Source organism: Liquorilactobacillus oeni DSM 19972, from assembly GCF_001436275.1.
Classification (GTDB): Bacteria; Bacillota; Bacilli; order Lactobacillales; family Lactobacillaceae; genus Liquorilactobacillus; species Liquorilactobacillus oeni.
This window is the reverse complement of record NZ_AZEH01000003.1, coordinates 1-17,765: the sequence shown is the minus strand read 5'-3', so window position 1 is coordinate 17,765 and position 17,765 is coordinate 1. Positions and strand designations below refer to the sequence as shown.

General features: G+C 35.5%; 18 protein-coding genes and 3 pseudogenes. 5 read left to right on the top strand and 16 right to left on the bottom strand.

Annotation, left to right across the window (positions count from 1 at the left end):
- A pseudogene (locus FD46_RS10095) lies at positions 1-676 on the bottom strand (ISL3-like element IS1165 family transposase); the annotation flags it as partial.
- A 96-nt stretch (positions 677-772) separates the two neighbouring features.
- Here FD46_RS10095 and FD46_RS00205 point away from each other — a divergent pair.
- Positions 773-1,144: a DUF2316 family protein gene (locus FD46_RS00205; protein ID WP_235805513.1), complete on the top strand. Its 372-nt coding sequence runs from the start codon at positions 773-775 to the stop codon at positions 1,142-1,144.
- 307 nt (positions 1,145-1,451) lie between these two features.
- On the opposite strand, the gene FD46_RS00200 is transcribed toward FD46_RS00205, so the two are convergent.
- Both FD46_RS00200 and FD46_RS00195 read right to left on the bottom strand, forming a co-directional pair.
- Positions 1,452-2,786 carry an FAD-dependent oxidoreductase gene (locus FD46_RS00200; protein ID WP_042253022.1) on the bottom strand — a complete coding sequence of 445 codons (1,335 nt, stop codon included), beginning with the start codon at positions 2,784-2,786 and terminating at the stop codon, positions 1,452-1,454.
- Between the two features lie 858 nt (positions 2,787-3,644).
- Positions 3,645-4,814, bottom strand: a complete 1,170-nt coding sequence (locus FD46_RS00195; protein ID WP_015062919.1) for a metallophosphoesterase family protein — start codon at positions 4,812-4,814, stop codon at positions 3,645-3,647.
- Positions 4,815-5,342: 528 nt separating this feature from the next.
- Here FD46_RS00195 and FD46_RS00190 point away from each other — a divergent pair.
- A complete protein-coding gene (locus FD46_RS00190; RefSeq protein ID WP_057895209.1) occupies positions 5,343-6,185 on the top strand; it encodes an IS3 family transposase in 843 nt (280 codons plus the stop codon).
- Between the two features lie 201 nt (positions 6,186-6,386).
- On the opposite strand, the gene FD46_RS00185 is transcribed toward FD46_RS00190, so the two are convergent.
- The 4 genes from FD46_RS00185 to hxlA form a co-directional block, all read right to left on the bottom strand.
- On the bottom strand, positions 6,387-6,920 hold the full coding sequence (locus FD46_RS00185) for a 5-formyltetrahydrofolate cyclo-ligase (RefSeq protein WP_010277786.1): 534 nt from the start codon (positions 6,918-6,920) through the stop codon (positions 6,387-6,389).
- A 31-nt stretch (positions 6,921-6,951) separates the two neighbouring features.
- A complete protein-coding gene (locus tag FD46_RS00180; RefSeq protein ID WP_010386640.1) occupies positions 6,952-7,524 on the bottom strand; it encodes a uracil-DNA glycosylase family protein in 573 nt (190 codons plus the stop codon).
- Positions 7,525-8,150: 626 nt separating this feature from the next.
- Complete coding sequence (gene hxlB / locus FD46_RS00170; protein ID WP_010386643.1) at positions 8,151-8,681, bottom strand: 6-phospho-3-hexuloisomerase; 531 nt, start codon at positions 8,679-8,681, stop codon at positions 8,151-8,153.
- Between the two features lie 13 nt (positions 8,682-8,694).
- Entirely contained in the window at positions 8,695-9,321 is a 627-nt protein-coding gene (gene hxlA / locus FD46_RS00165) for a 3-hexulose-6-phosphate synthase (RefSeq protein WP_014333945.1), read from the bottom strand.
- A 126-nt stretch (positions 9,322-9,447) separates the two neighbouring features.
- Between hxlA and FD46_RS00160 the strand changes: the two genes are divergently transcribed.
- Positions 9,448-9,837 (top strand): winged helix-turn-helix transcriptional regulator, encoded by a 390-nt coding sequence (locus FD46_RS00160; RefSeq protein ID WP_014333944.1) that lies wholly within the window; start codon positions 9,448-9,450, stop codon positions 9,835-9,837.
- 404 nt (positions 9,838-10,241) lie between these two features.
- On the opposite strand, the gene FD46_RS00155 is transcribed toward FD46_RS00160, so the two are convergent.
- Positions 10,242-10,526, bottom strand: a complete 285-nt coding sequence (locus FD46_RS00155; protein ID WP_004903734.1) for a helix-turn-helix domain-containing protein — start codon at positions 10,524-10,526, stop codon at positions 10,242-10,244.
- Positions 10,523-10,873, bottom strand: coding sequence for a type II toxin-antitoxin system RelE/ParE family toxin (locus FD46_RS00150; protein WP_004912644.1), 351 nt, complete (start codon positions 10,871-10,873; stop codon positions 10,523-10,525). The genes FD46_RS00155 and FD46_RS00150 overlap by 4 nt, the downstream gene beginning before the upstream one ends.
- Positions 10,874-10,933: 60 nt before the next feature.
- On the opposite strand from FD46_RS00150, the gene FD46_RS00145 reads away from it, so the two are divergent.
- Entirely contained in the window at positions 10,934-11,524 is a 591-nt protein-coding gene (locus FD46_RS00145) for a site-specific integrase (RefSeq protein WP_057738629.1), read from the top strand.
- Positions 11,525-12,334: 810 nt separating this feature from the next.
- On the opposite strand, the gene FD46_RS00140 is transcribed toward FD46_RS00145, so the two are convergent.
- From FD46_RS00140 to FD46_RS10075, 7 genes and pseudogenes are all read right to left on the bottom strand, one after another.
- On the bottom strand, positions 12,335-12,820 hold the full coding sequence (locus FD46_RS00140; RefSeq protein ID WP_004903726.1) for a VIT1/CCC1 transporter family protein: 486 nt from the start codon (positions 12,818-12,820) through the stop codon (positions 12,335-12,337).
- Between the two features lie 386 nt (positions 12,821-13,206).
- Positions 13,207-13,503, bottom strand: coding sequence for a transposase (locus FD46_RS10080; RefSeq protein WP_080567320.1), 297 nt, complete (start codon positions 13,501-13,503; stop codon positions 13,207-13,209).
- Positions 13,504-13,565: 62 nt separating this feature from the next.
- On the bottom strand, positions 13,566-14,258 hold the full coding sequence (locus FD46_RS00135; RefSeq protein ID WP_057895208.1) for a Crp/Fnr family transcriptional regulator: 693 nt from the start codon (positions 14,256-14,258) through the stop codon (positions 13,566-13,568).
- Between the two features lie 16 nt (positions 14,259-14,274).
- Positions 14,275-14,826, bottom strand: a complete 552-nt coding sequence (locus FD46_RS00130; protein ID WP_057738624.1) for a Dps family protein — start codon at positions 14,824-14,826, stop codon at positions 14,275-14,277.
- Between the two features lies 1 nt (position 14,827).
- Positions 14,828-15,064, bottom strand: a complete 237-nt coding sequence (locus FD46_RS00125) for a heavy-metal-associated domain-containing protein (protein ID WP_010276741.1) — start codon at positions 15,062-15,064, stop codon at positions 14,828-14,830.
- Between the two features lie 63 nt (positions 15,065-15,127).
- The gene (locus FD46_RS00120) at positions 15,128-16,978 is read right to left on the bottom strand and encodes a heavy metal translocating P-type ATPase (RefSeq protein WP_057738622.1); all 1,851 of its coding nucleotides are present in this window, start codon (positions 16,976-16,978) and stop codon (positions 15,128-15,130) included.
- 139 nt (positions 16,979-17,117) lie between these two features.
- Positions 17,118-17,306, bottom strand: a pseudogene (locus FD46_RS10075) (IS30 family transposase); the annotation flags it as partial.
- Between the two features lie 10 nt (positions 17,307-17,316).
- On the opposite strand from FD46_RS10075, the pseudogene FD46_RS10465 reads away from it, so the two are divergent.
- Positions 17,317-17,548, top strand: a pseudogene (locus FD46_RS10465) (site-specific integrase); the annotation flags it as partial.
- Between the last annotated feature and the right edge of the window lie 217 nt (positions 17,549-17,765).

Genomic DNA, 17,765 nt, shown 5'->3' with positions numbered 1-17,765 from the left:
GATAGGAGGCGTTCATGTCCATGATGACGCGTTGAACCGCGGCCCGTTCTGCGGTGCTGTACTGACTAAGAAAGAACTGTTTGATGGTTCTATTAAGGCGGTCGCTAAGTACTTTAACTGATTTGTGAGTGTCGGCGTCAATGCAAATAAACGACATGGAGCCGTGCGTGGAACGGAATTCATCAAAGCATAGATTAATCGGTAACCGGCGGCTCGCGTGTGGATGAATATTAGCCGTCAAAATACGCTGAACTGAGTTTATCGAAATACCGGTGAGACTGGCGATAGTCTTAGCCGGGAGTGATTTACTGGCTAGCTTCAGCACATGAGTCGCTAGTCCGTGACCGATGGCGTGGTTGGTTGATACCACTGGAGTGGTGGCCGTACAAGTGCTATGGCAGTTACTACAACGCCAGCGTTGCTTGTTTAGCTCTAGAATTACGGGCCGGTCCATGGGTCCTACAATGTGGACATGAGTGAGCTTGTGTCCGTTAGGGTGCAACGTATTGTATCCACAGCTGGGACAGCGCCTGAGTGTGTAGGTAAGCTCTGCCTGGATGACCAAATACTTTTTGCGACCCGAGCCCCGACCATGAAATTCATCACGAGTACCGAACACCTGAATGTTTGTGTCTGTAATTCCCAGTAATTTAAGTGTATTATCTAGTTGAGACATCTATTCCTACCCCGCTTATCTTGAGTTCCGTCGCTTAAAGCATAGCACTAGGGAGGCTTAGATGCCTTTTTTGTTATCAAAAAGGGCCTAGTACTTTTGGAATGGAAATACTTTCCAACACCAAAAATTCTAGACCCGATTTTAATAGCGAAAGAGAGAAATAAAATGTCTTTAAATTTTATAGAGCGTATCAATACTAGTAAAGAGCTTCGTCAAAATCTAAAATTAAGTCATTTGACTATTGAACATGTAGCCATTGACTTAAATACTTCTGTACAAAAAATCAATCAAATATTAGAACTAGATCACGTCTCACCTGAAGATCCTTGGATTTTGAAAGAATATTTATCGAATAAGCTACAAAGCCAAGGAATAATTGGCTATCCCTATTCAAAACTAGTTGGTGACTTTCGTGATTATTGGTTTTTGGATACAAAAAAAATAGCCAACCAGCAACTATCAAAATAATTACAGACAAAAATGATCTTATACTCAAAAAATTGTCCATTTTTTAAGTATAAGATCATCTTTTTTCGTTGTATTTTATGTGGTTAATCTCACACCAGCTTGCCCCAGAGGATAGCGTTCTGCATGACATGCTCTCACTGAAGGTGATCATACAATGATAAATTGCCATATCACGGCGTGACCCATTGGTGCAATGTATCATGTACCAAAACAAAAAACCACTAGGGTATACTGAAGTGCCATAAAAAAGTTAGGCATTTAGATAAGACCTTGAGTATTTTTGTTTTAATTTGTTATAAATGATTTATTAAATTTGATCAAACAAATCATTTAATGCCTCCGTCATTGTTGGATGCGTGTATATTTGATCGCGCAAAGTCTCAGCTGAAAGATGATTTTGCATCGCTAGACTAATGATATTAATCGTCTCAAATGATTCCTCAGCATAAATAGTTGTACCCAAAATTTGATGTGTCTGTGGATCTATTAATGCTTTATAGTTACCTCTTGGATTACCAATTACTTGTGTCTTAGGAACAATAGCTGCTGGCATCTTCAGTACTTTATAATCAATGCCTGCCTCATTCAGCTGTGCCTCTGTTTTTCCGACACTACTAATAGCCGGATTTAGAAAAATAGTATTCGCAAATACTGGTCGATTTAAACGACTTCGTGTCTTATCGCCATATAGATGATTAGCCATAATACGCCAATCATCTAACGAAATATACGTGAATTGTGGCCCGCCGGTAACATCACCTAAAGCATAGACATCTTTAGCATCTGTTTCTAGTATATCATTGACTAAAATTTCACCGTGACTACCTGTTTTAATACTAGTTCTTTCTAGGTGCAAATCGGTCACATTAGCTTTACGTCCCGTAGCAACTAATAACCCATCGGCCTGTATATTTTTAATCCCTTTTGGTGTGCTTATAGTTAATGTAACACCATTTAGTGTATCATTTACACCAGTTAAGTTGCTTTCTAACAAAAAGGATACACCATCCTCCTCTAAATCATTTTTAGCTTGTTCGGCAATTTCAGGCTCAAAGTGTCCTAAAATCTTAGATGATTTATCAATGATGGTCACATGGCTACCAAATTGTGCATACATTGATGCAAATTCCAAGCCAATCGGTCCACTACCAAGAATAACTAATTCCTTTAATTGTTTATCTTTTACAAGTAAGTCTGTGGACGAATAAACATGTTTACTAGCAAGCAATCCATCAATATTAGGCCAAATTGTTGTTGCTCCTGTATTAATAAAAATACGATCTGCAATTAAAGTTTCCTGCCCTGAGTTATCGGATACTCGTACCGTATGGTCATCCAAAAATTCAGCAGTAGCTGTTAAAACAGTGGCTTCTTGTAAATCAGCCACCTTATGGTAATTTTTATTACGCAGCATTGCTGTTAGGGCATTTTTCTTTTTTAAAGCGACTTCATATTCTATACCCCGGTGGGCATTAATAATCATGTTTTTAGTCGGTAAACAAGCAACATTGATACAAGTTCCGCCATACATGTTGGGATCTTTTTCAATAATTAATACTTCTTCACCGTGCTTTGCAAGTGTTCCTGCAAGTGTTTTACCCGCTTTTCCAAATCCAATAATAATATTACTAAAATGTTTCATTATTCACCTTGCTATTCAATAATTTAATTATGTGATCGAATCACAAATCAGGATCTAAAATAATTAAGTAATTAAAATTATTTAGAAATAATTTTTGAATCTAATTCCCAATTTGGATGTTATTTTTTGTACAAGATTATTGCAACAATATTCTGATATTTTCATACTCTGATCCCCCTCAATCAATTATATATAATTCAATTCTTTTAACGCAAATTTATTGTCCATTAGTTTTTATAACATCATTTAAATGACCTTGTAACAAGCATAATCTTTATTCATGATAAAAAAGGCAAGCCAACACGTTTTACTTAAACCAATCAAGAAAAGTGGTGGCGTTTTGGTAAATAGTTACAACAAAAAAAAGAAAAGAATAATAGTTAAATGGCGGAATATAAATTTTAACAAGCTGTAATTGACAAGCTAAAGAGTGAAGAATGGGACTATCTCATAGATTATTCGGGCGTAACGGTTGATCGGTTATATGATCACTGGCGAGATATTCTGAATACAAAAAAACAGCCAAATTTTTTATAATTTAGCTGCTTACGTCTTAGTTAAGATTATCGTAATATTTAAGTATTACTTGCAGATTAATTAAAATTACTCTGCCTTTTTATAGTCCGCCGGTTCTGTCCTACCCTTAACTTCTTTCTGAGGGCATACCAAACATTAACTGAAGTCCAAGCAGCCATTGGTTGGTATATCAATTTTTATAATCGAAATCGTATCTCAAATGTTGCCTAAGTAACTGAATAAAAATAGTCCAATTTATTGACTTCTGAGCATCTATAACTGGCTTTTTGTCAGCAATCTTCTTGTCTACGAAACCGACGATACCGCACATATTAATTCTCCTTAAATTTCAAAACTTACGAATCTGGTTGCTGCACCATATCCAAATATTTGGAGCAACATTTTGTCGGGATTGATATTAATGAAATATCCAGCTAATTCGGAAATCTCATTATATCGGCGATCCCATTTTTTATTATAATCAGTCGTTAGGCCATGTTTTTTACCCATTAAGGCCGAACAATTTAATATTATATGATTAATTCCATTAACTTTGTAGTACTTTTCATAATGCATGTGTCCACAAATATAATTCGATATGGTCGAAATACCGGTATCAGTAAAGTTATAGCGAACATTAACTCCAAAATCACCGGATAATTCATTTTTAAGTTGTCCAGAATCCTTATTATTAAAGCTAGTAAAAATCTTCTGAACTAAGTCACCGTTGAAGTTCAAAGCTGAACGACCACTTTGACTGATCAAATTAGCATGACCAAAAACTACGACATGCTTATCAATTGTCTTTTCTAAAATAGATATTAAATCTTCGATCTGTTGCTCGCGGATACCACGGACTTTTTTGAAGTCGTACTTCTTGGTCCCGCCATTTAGGATATAGGGAATATCGCTCGTATTCAAGAAAATTACTCGAATATCCCCTTTATCGATCCAAGCAACTTTGGAACCAAGACTCAAGCGTTTGATCTCAGGTTGTTCGAAATCATGTTTCGTTACCAAATTATAGTAGTCGTCACGTCTAAATGAGGCTGAAGTAATAAATTTGTGTTCATCATACTTATCATTTTCATCGTGATTACCTTCCAGCACATAAAAAGGACGCTGGCTATTTTGGTAATTTTCCATCGTGAATTGTAACAATCCTCGACTGATCTCTGGCTTATCACTACCGTCGATCAAATCGCCTAAATGAATATTGTAATCCACTGGCAATGAATCGCAAGCCTTATTGGCTTCAATAATATGCCTTACACCGTTGAGACCATAGTACGATGAACTGGCAACAGCTTTTTCATGAGTGTCCGTTAAAACCGATAAAGTCAAGCAATTTTGGCTAACGTTAGGTTCAACGTTCTTTCTGAAAACTTGCTCGATATATTCTGTAAAAAACGGTCTCGGCTTTAATTTTCTCAAAAAGTTATCAGTTTGAACAGAGATAAATTCAGATGGTCTCGGTCTAAAAAATTTTTTAGTAAGAAATTTGATTTTCACGATTTTTATTCTCCTAATTGACTAAATCTTATCATGTTTTAGACTCATAATTATTGGATCAACAGTGATTTGAGATTCCTGATCAGTCTTCACCTTTTATTGGCCAATAATTATTTTTATCTGTAACAATTTCTGGTCTTATATCAAAAGATCTCCCATTTTTTTGAGTATAACGGCAGTTTGCAGCACAACAACATTAGGTCATATTTTTTTAAGGAGATAACATTTTGATAAAAATAATCAACAATAATAGTCCACAGTACAATGCTCTTATACTAAAAAAATGGACTATTTTTATTCAGTCCGTAAAATGAAAGTATAGGAGTATTTTTATGTCAATTCGTTATTCACAAGATTTTAAAGATTCACTGGTTAAACTTCACCAAGAAGGACGTTAACTTAAATCATTGGCAGAGGTATTTGGGCCTTCAAAAGATTCTATTGCTCTTTGGGTCAAGCAATTAGAAAAGCGTCTCGCTATTGTTGGAGGAAGAAAACAAAATTTTATCACGCATAGCCTGACAGGCATTGAGCGGCCATCTTACTAGCCAAAAAATAGTCCGTAATGTGGGATTGCCGCTTGTTAACCAATTTTTAGCACAAGGCTACGCGCTTGTGCGTATTTTAAGTGCACTTAAAATCAAACCTAGTACCTATTACAACTGGCGCCATTGGCAGCCCAGTCGACAAGAAAAGCGTAGAGAATCCCTGAAACCTTATATTTTAGACGTTTGGAAAACCTTTAAATTTTATGGTTATCGTCGTATTGCTGCTTATAGTCAACAAACCGACGGTCCGAAAGTATCTGAGTATATGACACTCAAATTGATGCGTGAATTAGGGATTAAATCCCGCATGCAAAAACGTCATCGCAAACCCAAAACTGTTGTGACGGTTGATCAAAAACCCAATCTGATTAGACACTTGCATGATTTGAGCGGTGTTTGGCAAACAGATATCACTTATATTCAGTTGACTAATCACAGATGGGCCTATTTAGCAACCGTTTTGGATCCTGAGAAGAGAAAAGTATTAGGCTATAAAATTGGCAATACAAGGACAGCCGAACTAGCTACAAGTGCCTTACAGATGGCGTTAGATAATCATCAAAAGCCACTAATAGTTCATTCGGATATGGGGTCACAATACACGAGTGCTGAATTTAATACCAAGGGTCAAAATTATGGCTTGAAACATTCATATTCACTCAAAGGACATCCATACGATAATGACTTTATGGAAGCGTTTCATTCAATATTGAAGCGTGAAGAAGTTTATTTGAAGGCATACCAAACATTAACTGAGGTCCAAGCAGCCATTGGTTGGTATATCAATTTTTATAATCGCAATCGTATCTCAAATGTCGCCTAATTAACTGAATAAAAATGGTCCAATTTATTGACTTCTAAGCAATAGACTGGGCTACTAGAAATATCTATTTGAGAGGAGCTAACACAGAATTTTAGAATAATCATAATTACCTAAATGAGATTGTTTAACATAAAGTAATTAAAAAAATAAACTCATAATGAAAAACTAACATATTCATTATAAGTTTATTTAGCATAAATCCTATTTTATAAGATACCTCACCGGTCTATCCCACGTATCCTTTGAAAATTTATGGATTGATTGAGGAGGCAACACTAGCGAAACCGTTATACCATTATACTCTGCCAACGTTGCGTCAAAGAAACCTGCACCGTAACCTATCCGATAATTATCTTCGCTAAAGGCTACACCGGGAACCACCATTAGATCTATTCCCTTCAAATTTTGTGCTTGATTTTCATCTTGTGTTGGTTCTAGAATTCCGAATTTTGATTTACTCATTAAACTTTCTATATAGTCAAACCATAATAATTTTCCACTACTCACCCTAGGTACTACTACTTTCTTATGGCTTCTCAACGCCTCCTGAATAATGACATCAGTACTCAATTCGTGTTCCATACTTATAGTTACAGCCACTGAATTAGAGTTATTCCAATATGCCTTAGAAAACAGAATTGCCTGTAATCGCTCTTCTTCAGTAATCTTGCTATGGTAATCATATAATTTTAGTTTATCCAAGGTCATTTTTCTTATTTCTTTTTTACTAAGCACTGCTACAAATCTCCTCCAAATTATCTTCAAACTAGTCCGATAAAATCTTACTAATTATCTCTTTTAATTCTGGCACAACCTCTTGTTCAAACCACGGATTTTTTTTAATCCATATATTATTTCTTGGTGAAGGATGAACTATCGGAAAATAAAGAGGCAAGTAATTTTTGTAGTTCTTTATTACATCGGTTATCTTGCTTTGATAACCAAGATTCAGATAATATTTCTGAGCATATGATCCCACCAATATAATTAACTGAACATCGGGCATAAGCTCCAATAATTTTGGGTGCCATTTGTTAGCTACTCCTCGTCTGGGCGGTAAGTCACCCCATTTTCCTTTTCCTGGATAGTAAAAGTCCATGGGAATTACGCCAATTTTTCCTGAATTATAAAAGGTATCTTTACCAACCCCGATCCACTCTCTTAATCGATCTCCCGATGCATCATCCCACATTATACCCGAGTTTTGAACTCGTAATCCCGGTGCTTGACCAATAATGACTAATTTTGCTTTTTTCGATACGTGAAATATTGGCCTTAATCCTTTTTTAGTAAACTCCATATTCATTTGATCTGCTGCTATATCATCAATAATACTCATATTCCCCCTCCTAACCAATGTATAATAATTATTATAAGCTACTTTATCAAACTTATATTGATTTATTAGTTCACAACTAAACTATAAAAGTCTACCAAGAGTCGTGCAACTTCTTTCTGCATCGCATTAAATTCGGCACGAGTCACTGGCTTACCACTCACGTCAGTCATAACGGTCTGAGCCTTTTTGACCCAACCCGTGACGGTTTTACAGCCAAATGACATTCATTGGCTAGGGAATTAGCAGAATGGCCCTCATTGTGCAAGGCAACAATTGGTGATTTAAATTCAGTTGAGTATCGCTTAGCTTTCATAATAAAAAACTCCTATACTTGATTATCTCGGATTATGCCCTAGAAATAAAGCAGTCCGGATTTTCAGTATACGAGCAGGTGTTAGAACGCGTCATAACTTAACGACATAATCACATTTTGTTACTAAAGAAATACCAAATCTACTATATATTGTTCATAAGTCAATAAAAACAGCATCTTCCAGAATTATCAAAATAAGATGCTGTTTTTAGTTTATGCTTATTTATTTTTATGTTATCAGTCTGAACTAGAACCAGTTCCACTACGAAAAATAACTTTCTTAATATATCGCTTTTATAATTTTAAGATAAAATCATTCAAGATTAGCATGTCTCTTCTGTAAGTCTGATTCTCCGATACTAAATTTATTCATATAGTTGATTACAAACAAATCGCCATATAGCCAAACTGATTGTTCGAATAGACTTCCCATCGGTTGTTTTGTGATACTACTTTTAGTAAATTTACTTTTACCGGCAAGTAGCGTAACGTAGTCAGACTTACTAAAGATTGTATTATTATTATTGGTGCTCCATAGCCAAATTTTAGCTCCGATATTTTTAGAAATATCAGCATATCTAATTAATTGACTAGTTTCTCCAGATGAAGATGCAATAATTAGTAAGTCTTTATCGGTAATAGCAGGTGTAGTCGTCTCTCCTACAAAAAAGACATCCTTTCCTATTTGTGCGAGGCGCATGGCAAAGGCCTTTAATGCTAAACCTGAACGTCCAGATCCTGCTAAAAAAAGCCTATTAGATTCATTTATAATGACTAAGAGCTCATTGGGAATCGTATTATCTGAATTATTATTTAGTTCATTTAGTATATTTTCCCAATTCATAATAGTCTCCTCTTTAGCTTAGAATCTTTTTGAATTCTGCCGCCGCTGCCGCTGGATCATCTACAGTAGAAATTGCTCCACCAATAATTAATATATCTGGATTAGCCGACTTGATTTCTTCAGCTGCCGTTAGTTTAATTCCTCCGGCAATCGCAGTTTTGGTATTTGAAACGTTTTTCTTAATGATATTAAAAGTTTCAAAAGGATCTTGACCCAATGCTTGTAGATCATATCCCGTATGAGTACCGATGTAATCTGCACCGAAGGAATCAATTTCACGAGAGCGGGTTTCAATATCTTGAACTCCAATCATATCAACTAATAACTCTTTACCAGCTTCATGAGCTGCTTTTACGGCATCCTTAATTGATTGATTCTCGGCGACCCCTAAAATTGTTGTAATATCGGCACCATAATCAAATGCTTGATTTACTTCATATGAAGCAACGTCCATGATTTTCAAATCAGCAAGTAACGTAATATCTGGGAATTCTTTACGGATTTTTTTAAGTCCTTCAAGCCCAAAATTAATTACTAAAGGCGTTCCATATTCAAAAATATCAATACTGTCTTTTGTCTTTTGAATTAATTCAATGGCTCCTTGGACATCTTCTAAATCAATTGCTAACTGTAATTTCATAACACATTAACACCTTTCGTTTACTAAGATAAATATATATATATTATCGAACTTACTGGTAAAATTTAATAGAGGGCACTTTAAAGTAACCTGTTTGACTTAAATACTAACAAAGGGAGTCGGATTATGTCAGATCATTTTCGAAATGCTGTTATTAAAAAACTTAACAATGGGGATTTTGATTGTACTAAAGAATTTACAGTATCGATGTTCAGTGGTAAACATAAATTATTAATATTATGGATTTTAATAAATGATGGGCCACAAGGTTTTTCATATTTTATGAAGCGTTTGAAGGGTATCAGTAAAAAAGTTTTATCAAATCAGTTAAATGAGCTAATTGGTGACCAAATTGTGTCTAAACGAGAATACTTATCTGGTAAAGTACATCACACTGAATATCAACTAACCGATATAGGGCAAACATTGATTCCAATTGTAATTGCTTTAAACGACTGGGGAGAAAATAGACTTAAACAAGTTAGTTTGGTTAAAAAATTCAATAATGATCTATAAATTTTAAGAAGTAATTTTAGAACGTGTTAGTTTCATCGAATCTTTTCAACTCACTCTTGGAACATCTCAGGAGAGTTTTAAACAAGACATCAGGAAAAATAGGCGGACAGAGTCTTTGGGTTGTTTTAATCGCATTATATGATTTTTATCAGAGTATGAAAAGTTAATACACGAAGTTACTGATCTTATACTAAAAAATATTCCAAGTTATTGACTTATGAGCAATCTGTTATTACAGTAAGTATGCGAACCCTTGAATTAATTGATGAATTACCAGAATTTGAAATCCAAGAGTAATATGGGGTCTTTATATAATGACCCCTCAAAAAGACTATTAAAACAGCCCCCATTATCTGACTAGTAGATAATGGGGGCTGTTTTTTTGTTTAATGTTATAATAGATCTTAAAATGCTGGACTGAATTGAATGGTCAAACGTTGGTTTGTTGCTTGGGCGATCTCAGATAGTATTTTTGTTGAAGCATTCATCGAACCATTTTCAATGCGTGCAATCGTTGATTGTGGTTTACCAATCAAATTGGCAAATTCACGTTGGCTCAATCCCATATTTGCACGAAGGTCACGAACTTTTACTGCTACCTCTAAATTAATATTTTCTTGCTCAACAATTTGTGCAAATTCAGGATTTTTTTTACTACGTTCAGCAACGTATGCATCAAGTTTACTCATTGATTTTCCTCCTTATTCAAATACTGACTGCGTCTATTCCGAGCGATTTTCTTTTCATTTTCAGGTGTCTTTTGCGTTTTTTTCGTGAAAGCGTTAGTAATAATGTATTGACTACCTTTGACTTGAAAGTAAAGAGCCCTTTGAATGTTTGAAGATCGTTTAGAACGAATTTCATAGAGATTATTTTCTAGCTTTTTTACCCATAATTGTCTTTCCGCCACTAAGAGGCCATTATTTTCAATATTTTGAATGGTTGCAATTAATTTAGCAGCATCTTTATCAGGTAATTGATCTAAGAACTGTTCAAATTCAGCCCAATCGTAATAATCAAACTCAAATTTTTCCATAACAACATGATAGCAGATGCGCTATCATCAATCAAATTATTAACTTTAAAGGAGTAGCTAATGGTGCAACAAATTGTCCTCCCCATCAAAGACTCCAACGTCTTAAAAATGGTGCAAGACACCTTATTAGATAGTTTTCGGGCGGGTCGCCGCAACTACACTATCTTTCAAGTTGGCAAAGCCACTCTACTGCGGGTGAGTGATGTGATGACGTTAAAGAAATCGGATGTCTATAATCCCGATGGGTCTGTTAAAAACACGGCCTTTATTCATGATAAAAAGACAGGTAAAGCGAACACGTTATATTTAAAGCCCGTGCAACAAGACTTGTTGCAATATCATGATTGGCTAGTCCAACGGAATATCACTTCGGATTGGTTATTTCCCTCAACGTCCCATCCAGATCGACATATAACAGATAAGCAGTTTTATAAGGTGATGGCACGCGTTGGTGATCTATTAGGTATCAACTATCTAGGCACACATACGATGCGTAAAACAGGCGCTTACCGCGTCTATACACAGTCAAACTACAATATTGGTTTAGTCATGCACTTATTGAATCATTCGAGTGAGGCTATGACGCTTACTTATCTGGGGTTAGATCAAGCAAGTCGCGAAACAATGTTAGATCAAATTGATTTTGGGTAATAACGCCAACTAATCTCCCTAAATTAGCACGTATTTGTTCATTTTGACGCCACTATGGAGGTATTTTTAATGACTAGGATTACTAAGGCACAATTAGACAACATCATTACACGTTGCCACCATCCGAGGTAATTGGTGCCCCATTGTCTGAAACTGCAACTAAAGGGTTGCTAGGTAATACTTTTTGAGTCATAATTTTAGACGCTCCAATTTTTGAGTATTTGGTTTGTTTTTCACTAACAAAATATCATAACAAAGAGCTCCTATGGTTTTCACCCAACGGGTGAAAGCGCAAAACCCGCTGAAACGGTATTAACTTGCTGTTTCAGCGGGTTTTTGTTTGTCTTGATGAATAATCCGGGTATTAAGTTCTACACCATCTCACTTTTCTCGACCATAGAGCGTCTTTCTAGATGTCCCCGAACAGATTTACTCACCTGTTTGGGGTTTTCTTTACAAAAAAGTGTTTTTTGTCAGCAGGCGTGTTGGTAACCACTAAAAGTAACTCCCTAAGGACACCATTTTCGATGACGTAATATAACATATCGTTTCTTTGTATACATGGTTAGCTATTACAGGTCGACTCAATTAAAGGTGTTCTAAAAATATGATTTAAAATTTTACCCGGATTATTTCTAACGAATCGACAGGCAAGCACCCTGATGCGCTATACTCTGCTGATTTAATGAACGCAGCTAAAGAAGAAGCTAAGCGTCGAGGATTGTTTGACTTAAATAATCTATAACTGATTACCATATAACTAAATATCTAAAAAGAAAAACGTCTTGAATATTCAAGGTGTTTTTTTGTCTACAAATAATAATTCAGTAAGATACCAACGCCATAAGCAACAATTGCAGCGACGTACCCGACAGAAAGTGTGCGTAGAATTTCTGTTCTTACTTTCTGCTCTGACAGGTTGGCCTTCACCCAGCCTAGCAACGCCAAAGAGACACCGACGATGACAAAGGCGATTGGAAAGGCGATGGCTTTGTCGTGAATGAGCGCATTTGTAATTAAGTAGGCACCTAGTGGAATTAAACCGAAGACGTTAAACGAAATGAATGTCGCGATACCAGCTGCCAATGCTTTACTTTTTGATTGATTGTTATCCGATGTTGCTGACAGGTAGGCACCGGCCCCCATTGAAAAGCCATCGGCTAATAAGTTTGAGAATCCCAAAATGATGATAACGATGTTTGAAACGTTACCACCGACCGATCCAGCAACGACTGCGAACGTCGTGATAATGCCATCTAAGCCACCGTAGACGATGGCTGAAACGTGTTTTTTCATTTATTTTCTCCAGTTTCTCTCAGTGGTGATAAAACCAATATATAAGAAAAAAGTGACCAATTATCGGTAATTTCACATCGGATTAAAAATGTTTCAAAAACGAAACAAATAAAACCCGGATTATTCATGCACTAAATTTTTAACCACAGCTAAATCAGTAAAATACGATAAAACACCTTGAAACTGCCAGTACCTTGGCACAGTTTCAGGGTGTTTTTTCGATTGAGCGTTTTTTGAGAAAAATAGGAACACTAAAACCAGCCAGATTTTGCTATTTTTTTGAAAATCTACTTCGTTGTTTTATTGCCACAAAGCATTTAGTCGTTCCCAAGCTCGCCAGAACAGACCATCGAATTGTTCTTGGATGCGGCTATCTAACGTCAAAATCACCTTGCGGGCGTGCTTAGTGACACACGTCCACCGATTTTTAACAAACGGTCTCGAAAGGTATTGATTGTCCACGATTGTTGCTGGTCGTCCAACGCAATACTCTTCATCAACCGCATCAAGTTTGATGCAATTACTGAGATCCACATGCGCGCTTTGTTGGCGAAAAATGAACTGCTATCAGTTTTGCCAAAGGCAAATCCACCTTTAAGCTCGCGAATAATATCTTCAATCGCCGCACGCTTGCGGTAAACACGGACGATGTCTTTTTGTGGAAGACTTAGGTTAGTGACGATGAACTGTGTACCGCCATGTTCATCATTTAAAACGATATCCTTATTTTTAAGTATAAATCGACTTAACTTGATACAAATAATAATTCATCTAAATCAAATATCTCAACACATTTTTGGGTATGCCGTTTAATTAGACCTCTCTCTTCCAATGATGAGAACTTACGGCTTATTGTTTCTGGAGTTGTCCCCAGGTAAGTAGCCAAATCTTTTTTTGACATGGGTAAAGTCACATAAGTATGGTTTTTTTCATCTTCAACATTTTCTGATAGAAAATCAATAATTCGAGCTTCAACAGGTTCAATACTGACTTGCACAGTTTGTTTTTCTGATAACTGTAGCCGTTTTGTAATATCCGATAATATTCGTCGCATGATTTCTGGATAGCGATCTAAATATTGATCTAAATCCTTTTTATGAATCCTACAAATACTTGTTTCCGATATTGCTTCAGCATAATTCGAATGATAACCTTCAGTCTGTAAAACAGCAACTTCCCCCATAAAATCACCCGGATGTAGGATACGTATGGTTTGCTCACGACCAGACTCACTTAGGCTATAAATACGTACACGTCCATTGTTTATGATATATAATGTGTCATCTTTATCACCAAACCTAAATAATAGCTCATTCTTTACGTATTGTACTTCATTCGCTGATTGAGCAATTAGATGCATTTGTTCATCATTGAGATGATTGAAAATCGGCACTAAACGTATACAATCTACATGACTATGATGATTATGGTATGCCATACCGTTTTCCTCCTAATTAATCGTTATCTATATAGTCATCGTCTTCTAAGGCATCCTTATTAATAAATGATTGAAGTTTCCAAATATTTACGTCTAAATAAGCTTTATAACTAATTAGTGAATCTTCCAAAGCATCATTTCCTTCTTCTTGTGCTAAGCGAATTGCACGAATAGTAAATTCACGATTAGATCTAAAATCTTCTACTGTCTGTAGGACCATCTCATCAGCAGTGTAATATTTTTCCGAAGAATCTTCAGAAATCGTTGTAAATTCTTGAAATTCAGTAGTTGTTGATGCTGGCTTAAATCCTGAAGCTAGTAAACGTTCTGCAATTTTATCAAACCATGCCTCATTCTCGTTATATAAATTTTCAAAAACATTATGCAATGCATAGAAATTTTTGCCTTTTACATACCAATGATATTGATGTAATTTTACATGTAATGTATGAATATTAGCAAGTATATGATCTGTAACAGCTGCAGAATTAATCTTAGTATGATGAATGTGTTCTTTATATGCTTGTTCGGCAGCTAATTTTTCTTGCCTTTCATTTATCGTTGTCATTTTATGCACCTTCCTTTACTTTTGAACTAATTACTGGGTATCCTAAGTCTTCAATTGCTTTTTCAATTGTATTCAAATTGACCTGATTTTCATCAAAATCCACTTTTACCTTACTCGCATTGAAAAGTACTTTTACAGAATCTTTTTTTACACCAGCAGTCTGTTTTAAACCATGTTCGATTTTTTGTAAACATGATGGACAAGTTAATGTTTCTAATTTTAATGTTGCTTTAGTCATATCTATCACTCCTTTAAGTAAATTATATAGGCCATTCTTTTTAAAATACTTGATATAGATCAATTATCTTAATTGATAACCTCTTAATCTCATTGCATTTAAAATAACTACTAAAATACTGGCCTCATGAACCAACATCCCAATTGACATAGACATCCATTCACTAAATATTAAACTAACCAATAGTATTATCACGACGCCAACAGCAATTAGAATATTTTGTCGCATATTCGCATATGTTCCTTTTGCTAGGCCTAAAGCATGAGGAAGGCGGTTAAAGTTAGAATTCATTAAGACAATATCTGAACTTTCAATTGCGACATCTGTTCCATTCCCCATAGCTATACCTACCTCTGCAGTAGCCAGAGAGGGACTGTCATTAACACCGTCACCGATAAAAACAACTATTTCACCTGAGTCCTGTCGTCTTTTTAGAAATGCTTGCTTGTCCTCTGGTAGCATATCACCATGGGCTTCGGTTAAACCTAGTTCCTTTTTAACTGAATTAACTGTACCTTGGTTATCACCTGATAATACAATGAGATTTTTAATACCAAGTGATTTTAATTTTTGTAAGTCCTGTTTAACACCTGACCGAACTTGGTCGCGAATACCCATTAACATGATTAACTTATGATCAACTGCCGTTAATACAATTGAATTACCAGTCTTTTCTAATTTATTCAATTTTTTAAGAACATCATCTGATAGCGGTATATTTTCTTGTTTCATTAAGGTTTTATTTCCTACTGAAACAACGTGCCCATCTACGTGAGCAATTACGCCCCCACCTTTTACAACCTGTGTATTTTCTATAGGCCTTACTTTATACTGTGCTAATTTATTTACAATAGCGACAGCTAATGGATGATCAGACTCACTTTCAACTGAAAGCAATAGAGATAAATTCTCCTCCTGATTATTTCCATAATGAATAATATCGCTCACTTCAGGCTTTCCTTCAGTTAAGGTACCTGTTTTATCGAATAACACTGTATCTGCATTGGCAAAATGACTAATCACTTCAGAACCTTTAAATAAAATACCATTTTTTGCGCCATTTCCTATCCCCGCAACATTTGAAACAGGTACACCAATTACCAAGGCTCCTGGGCAACCAAGTACTAATACAGTAATCGCAAGTTCTGTATCTTTGGTTAATACCCAAACCAACAGCCCAATTGTAAGTACTGCAGGTGTATACCAGCGAGAAAACTGGTCAATGAATCGTTCTGCTTCTGATTTAGAATCCTGTGCTTCTTCTACCAACTCAATAATTTTTCCAAATGTAGAATCTTCCCCTACTCTATCAGCCACTATTTGAATAGTACCATTGTCCATAATAGTACCGGCAAATACTTCATCGTCTTTTTCTTTCTTTAAAGGTAAAGATTCACCTGTGATATTAGCCTCATTTACATATCCTTTTCCAGTAGTTACCCTACCATCTACGGGAATCTTGGCACCAGTCTTTACTAGGAGAATATCCCCTTCTTCTACTTCATCAATATCTACTTCTGCAAATTGTCCCCCTGTCAATTGCTTAAAAGCAGTTTCTGGAGCCATTTCCGTCAACTCTTTAATAGCTGATCGTGTTTGGTTAAGTGTTCGTTGTTCTAAATATGATCCAAATAAAAATAAAAAAGTAACAATTGCTGATTCTTCATAATTTTGAATAAAGAGAGCACCAATGACCGCTATCGTTACTAAAATATCAATACTTACTACTTTTACTTTCATAGCCTGATAAGCCTGTAAAGAAATGGGGGTAACGCCTAATATCGAAGCTATAATAAAAGCACTATTAGAAATTGTTGTATTGGCAAAAATAAAGTGTGCGATTAGTCCTAAAGCAACGAGTAAGCCACTGATACTCATAATTTTATTTTTATGTTTAAGAATATTATGTTGCATATGATTTCTCCCTTAATTTTAGTTCAACTAAAGTGTATTAACTTTTGGGAGATATAAACTTGACGTCCATCAAGTTTATAAAATAGTTCTAAATACTTAAAAGTATTATACTTATTAATCTAAGCTTTATTTAAAATAATCAAATGTGCTTTTGGTAGATTGCAAGGATCAAACGAATTGGTGATTGACAGGTTAGTGTTTCCATTGGTCTGGCATTGATCCAATGATTAATATTGTCTAATTCTTTGTTGCTTACTGTTTCAGTTTTGCGTTCTTTTGGTATGAAAATCCGAACATATCGATTTAATATCTCATTACTCACACGTTCTGCTGAGTGGTTTTATAAGGTAACGGCACGCGTTGGTGATCTATCAGTAATTTTTAACTATCTAGTCACACATACAATGTATAAAATATGTGCATAGCACTTGTATGCATAAGTACTATCATTATCATATTGGTTTAAGCATGCACTTTTTGAATCATTCTAGTGAGGCCATGACATTAGCTTACCTTGGCTTAGATCAAGCAAGCCGTGAAACGATGTTAGACCAAATTGATTTTGGCTAACAAAGAAGCTATAAATGGGCACTCATTGATGATGATATAGCAGGATTGGCTACCGTTATTTTCTTAAAACACGGTGCATATATGACTGGCGAAAAATTCATATCTGAATAATTAACAACTCTTGTGAATGGCTGACTCAGCCTTCTCGTCAGCATGATTTTAAGGAAGTTTGTCAAATGGTGTTGAAGGATAGTTTCTATCCTTTGGAGATCTCCTC

Bases quoted from the DNA above. Each gene is read 5' to 3' on its own strand.
- FD46_RS00160 (WP_014333944.1), top strand. From the start codon at position 9,448: ATGTCAGATCATTTTCGAAATGCTGTTATTAAAAAACTTAACAATGGG.
- FD46_RS00155 (WP_004903734.1), bottom strand. From the start codon at position 10,526: ATGAGTAAACTTGATGCATACGTTGCTGAACGTAGTAAAAAAAATCCT.
- FD46_RS00145 (WP_057738629.1), top strand. From the start codon at position 10,934: ATGGTGCAACAAATTGTCCTCCCCATCAAAGACTCCAACGTCTTAAAA.
- FD46_RS00130 (WP_057738624.1), bottom strand. From the start codon at position 14,826: ATGACAACGATAAATGAAAGGCAAGAAAAATTAGCTGCCGAACAAGCA.
- FD46_RS00180 (WP_010386640.1), bottom strand. From the start codon at position 7,524: ATGAGTATTATTGATGATATAGCAGCAGATCAAATGAATATGGAGTTT.
- FD46_RS00120 (WP_057738622.1), bottom strand. From the start codon at position 16,978: ATGCAACATAATATTCTTAAACATAAAAATAAAATTATGAGTATCAGT.
- hxlB (WP_010386643.1), bottom strand. From the start codon at position 8,681: ATGAATTGGGAAAATATACTAAATGAACTAAATAATAATTCAGATAAT.
- FD46_RS00125 (WP_010276741.1), bottom strand. From the start codon at position 15,064: ATGACTAAAGCAACATTAAAATTAGAAACATTAACTTGTCCATCATGT.
- hxlA (WP_014333945.1), bottom strand. From the start codon at position 9,321: ATGAAATTACAGTTAGCAATTGATTTAGAAGATGTCCAAGGAGCCATT.
- FD46_RS00140 (WP_004903726.1), bottom strand. From the start codon at position 12,820: ATGAAAAAACACGTTTCAGCCATCGTCTACGGTGGCTTAGATGGCATT.
- FD46_RS00150 (WP_004912644.1), bottom strand. From the start codon at position 10,873: ATGGAAAAATTTGAGTTTGATTATTACGATTGGGCTGAATTTGAACAG.
- FD46_RS00200 (WP_042253022.1), bottom strand. From the start codon at position 2,786: ATGAAACATTTTAGTAATATTATTATTGGATTTGGAAAAGCGGGTAAA.
- FD46_RS00135 (WP_057895208.1), bottom strand. From the start codon at position 14,258: ATGGCATACCATAATCATCATAGTCATGTAGATTGTATACGTTTAGTG.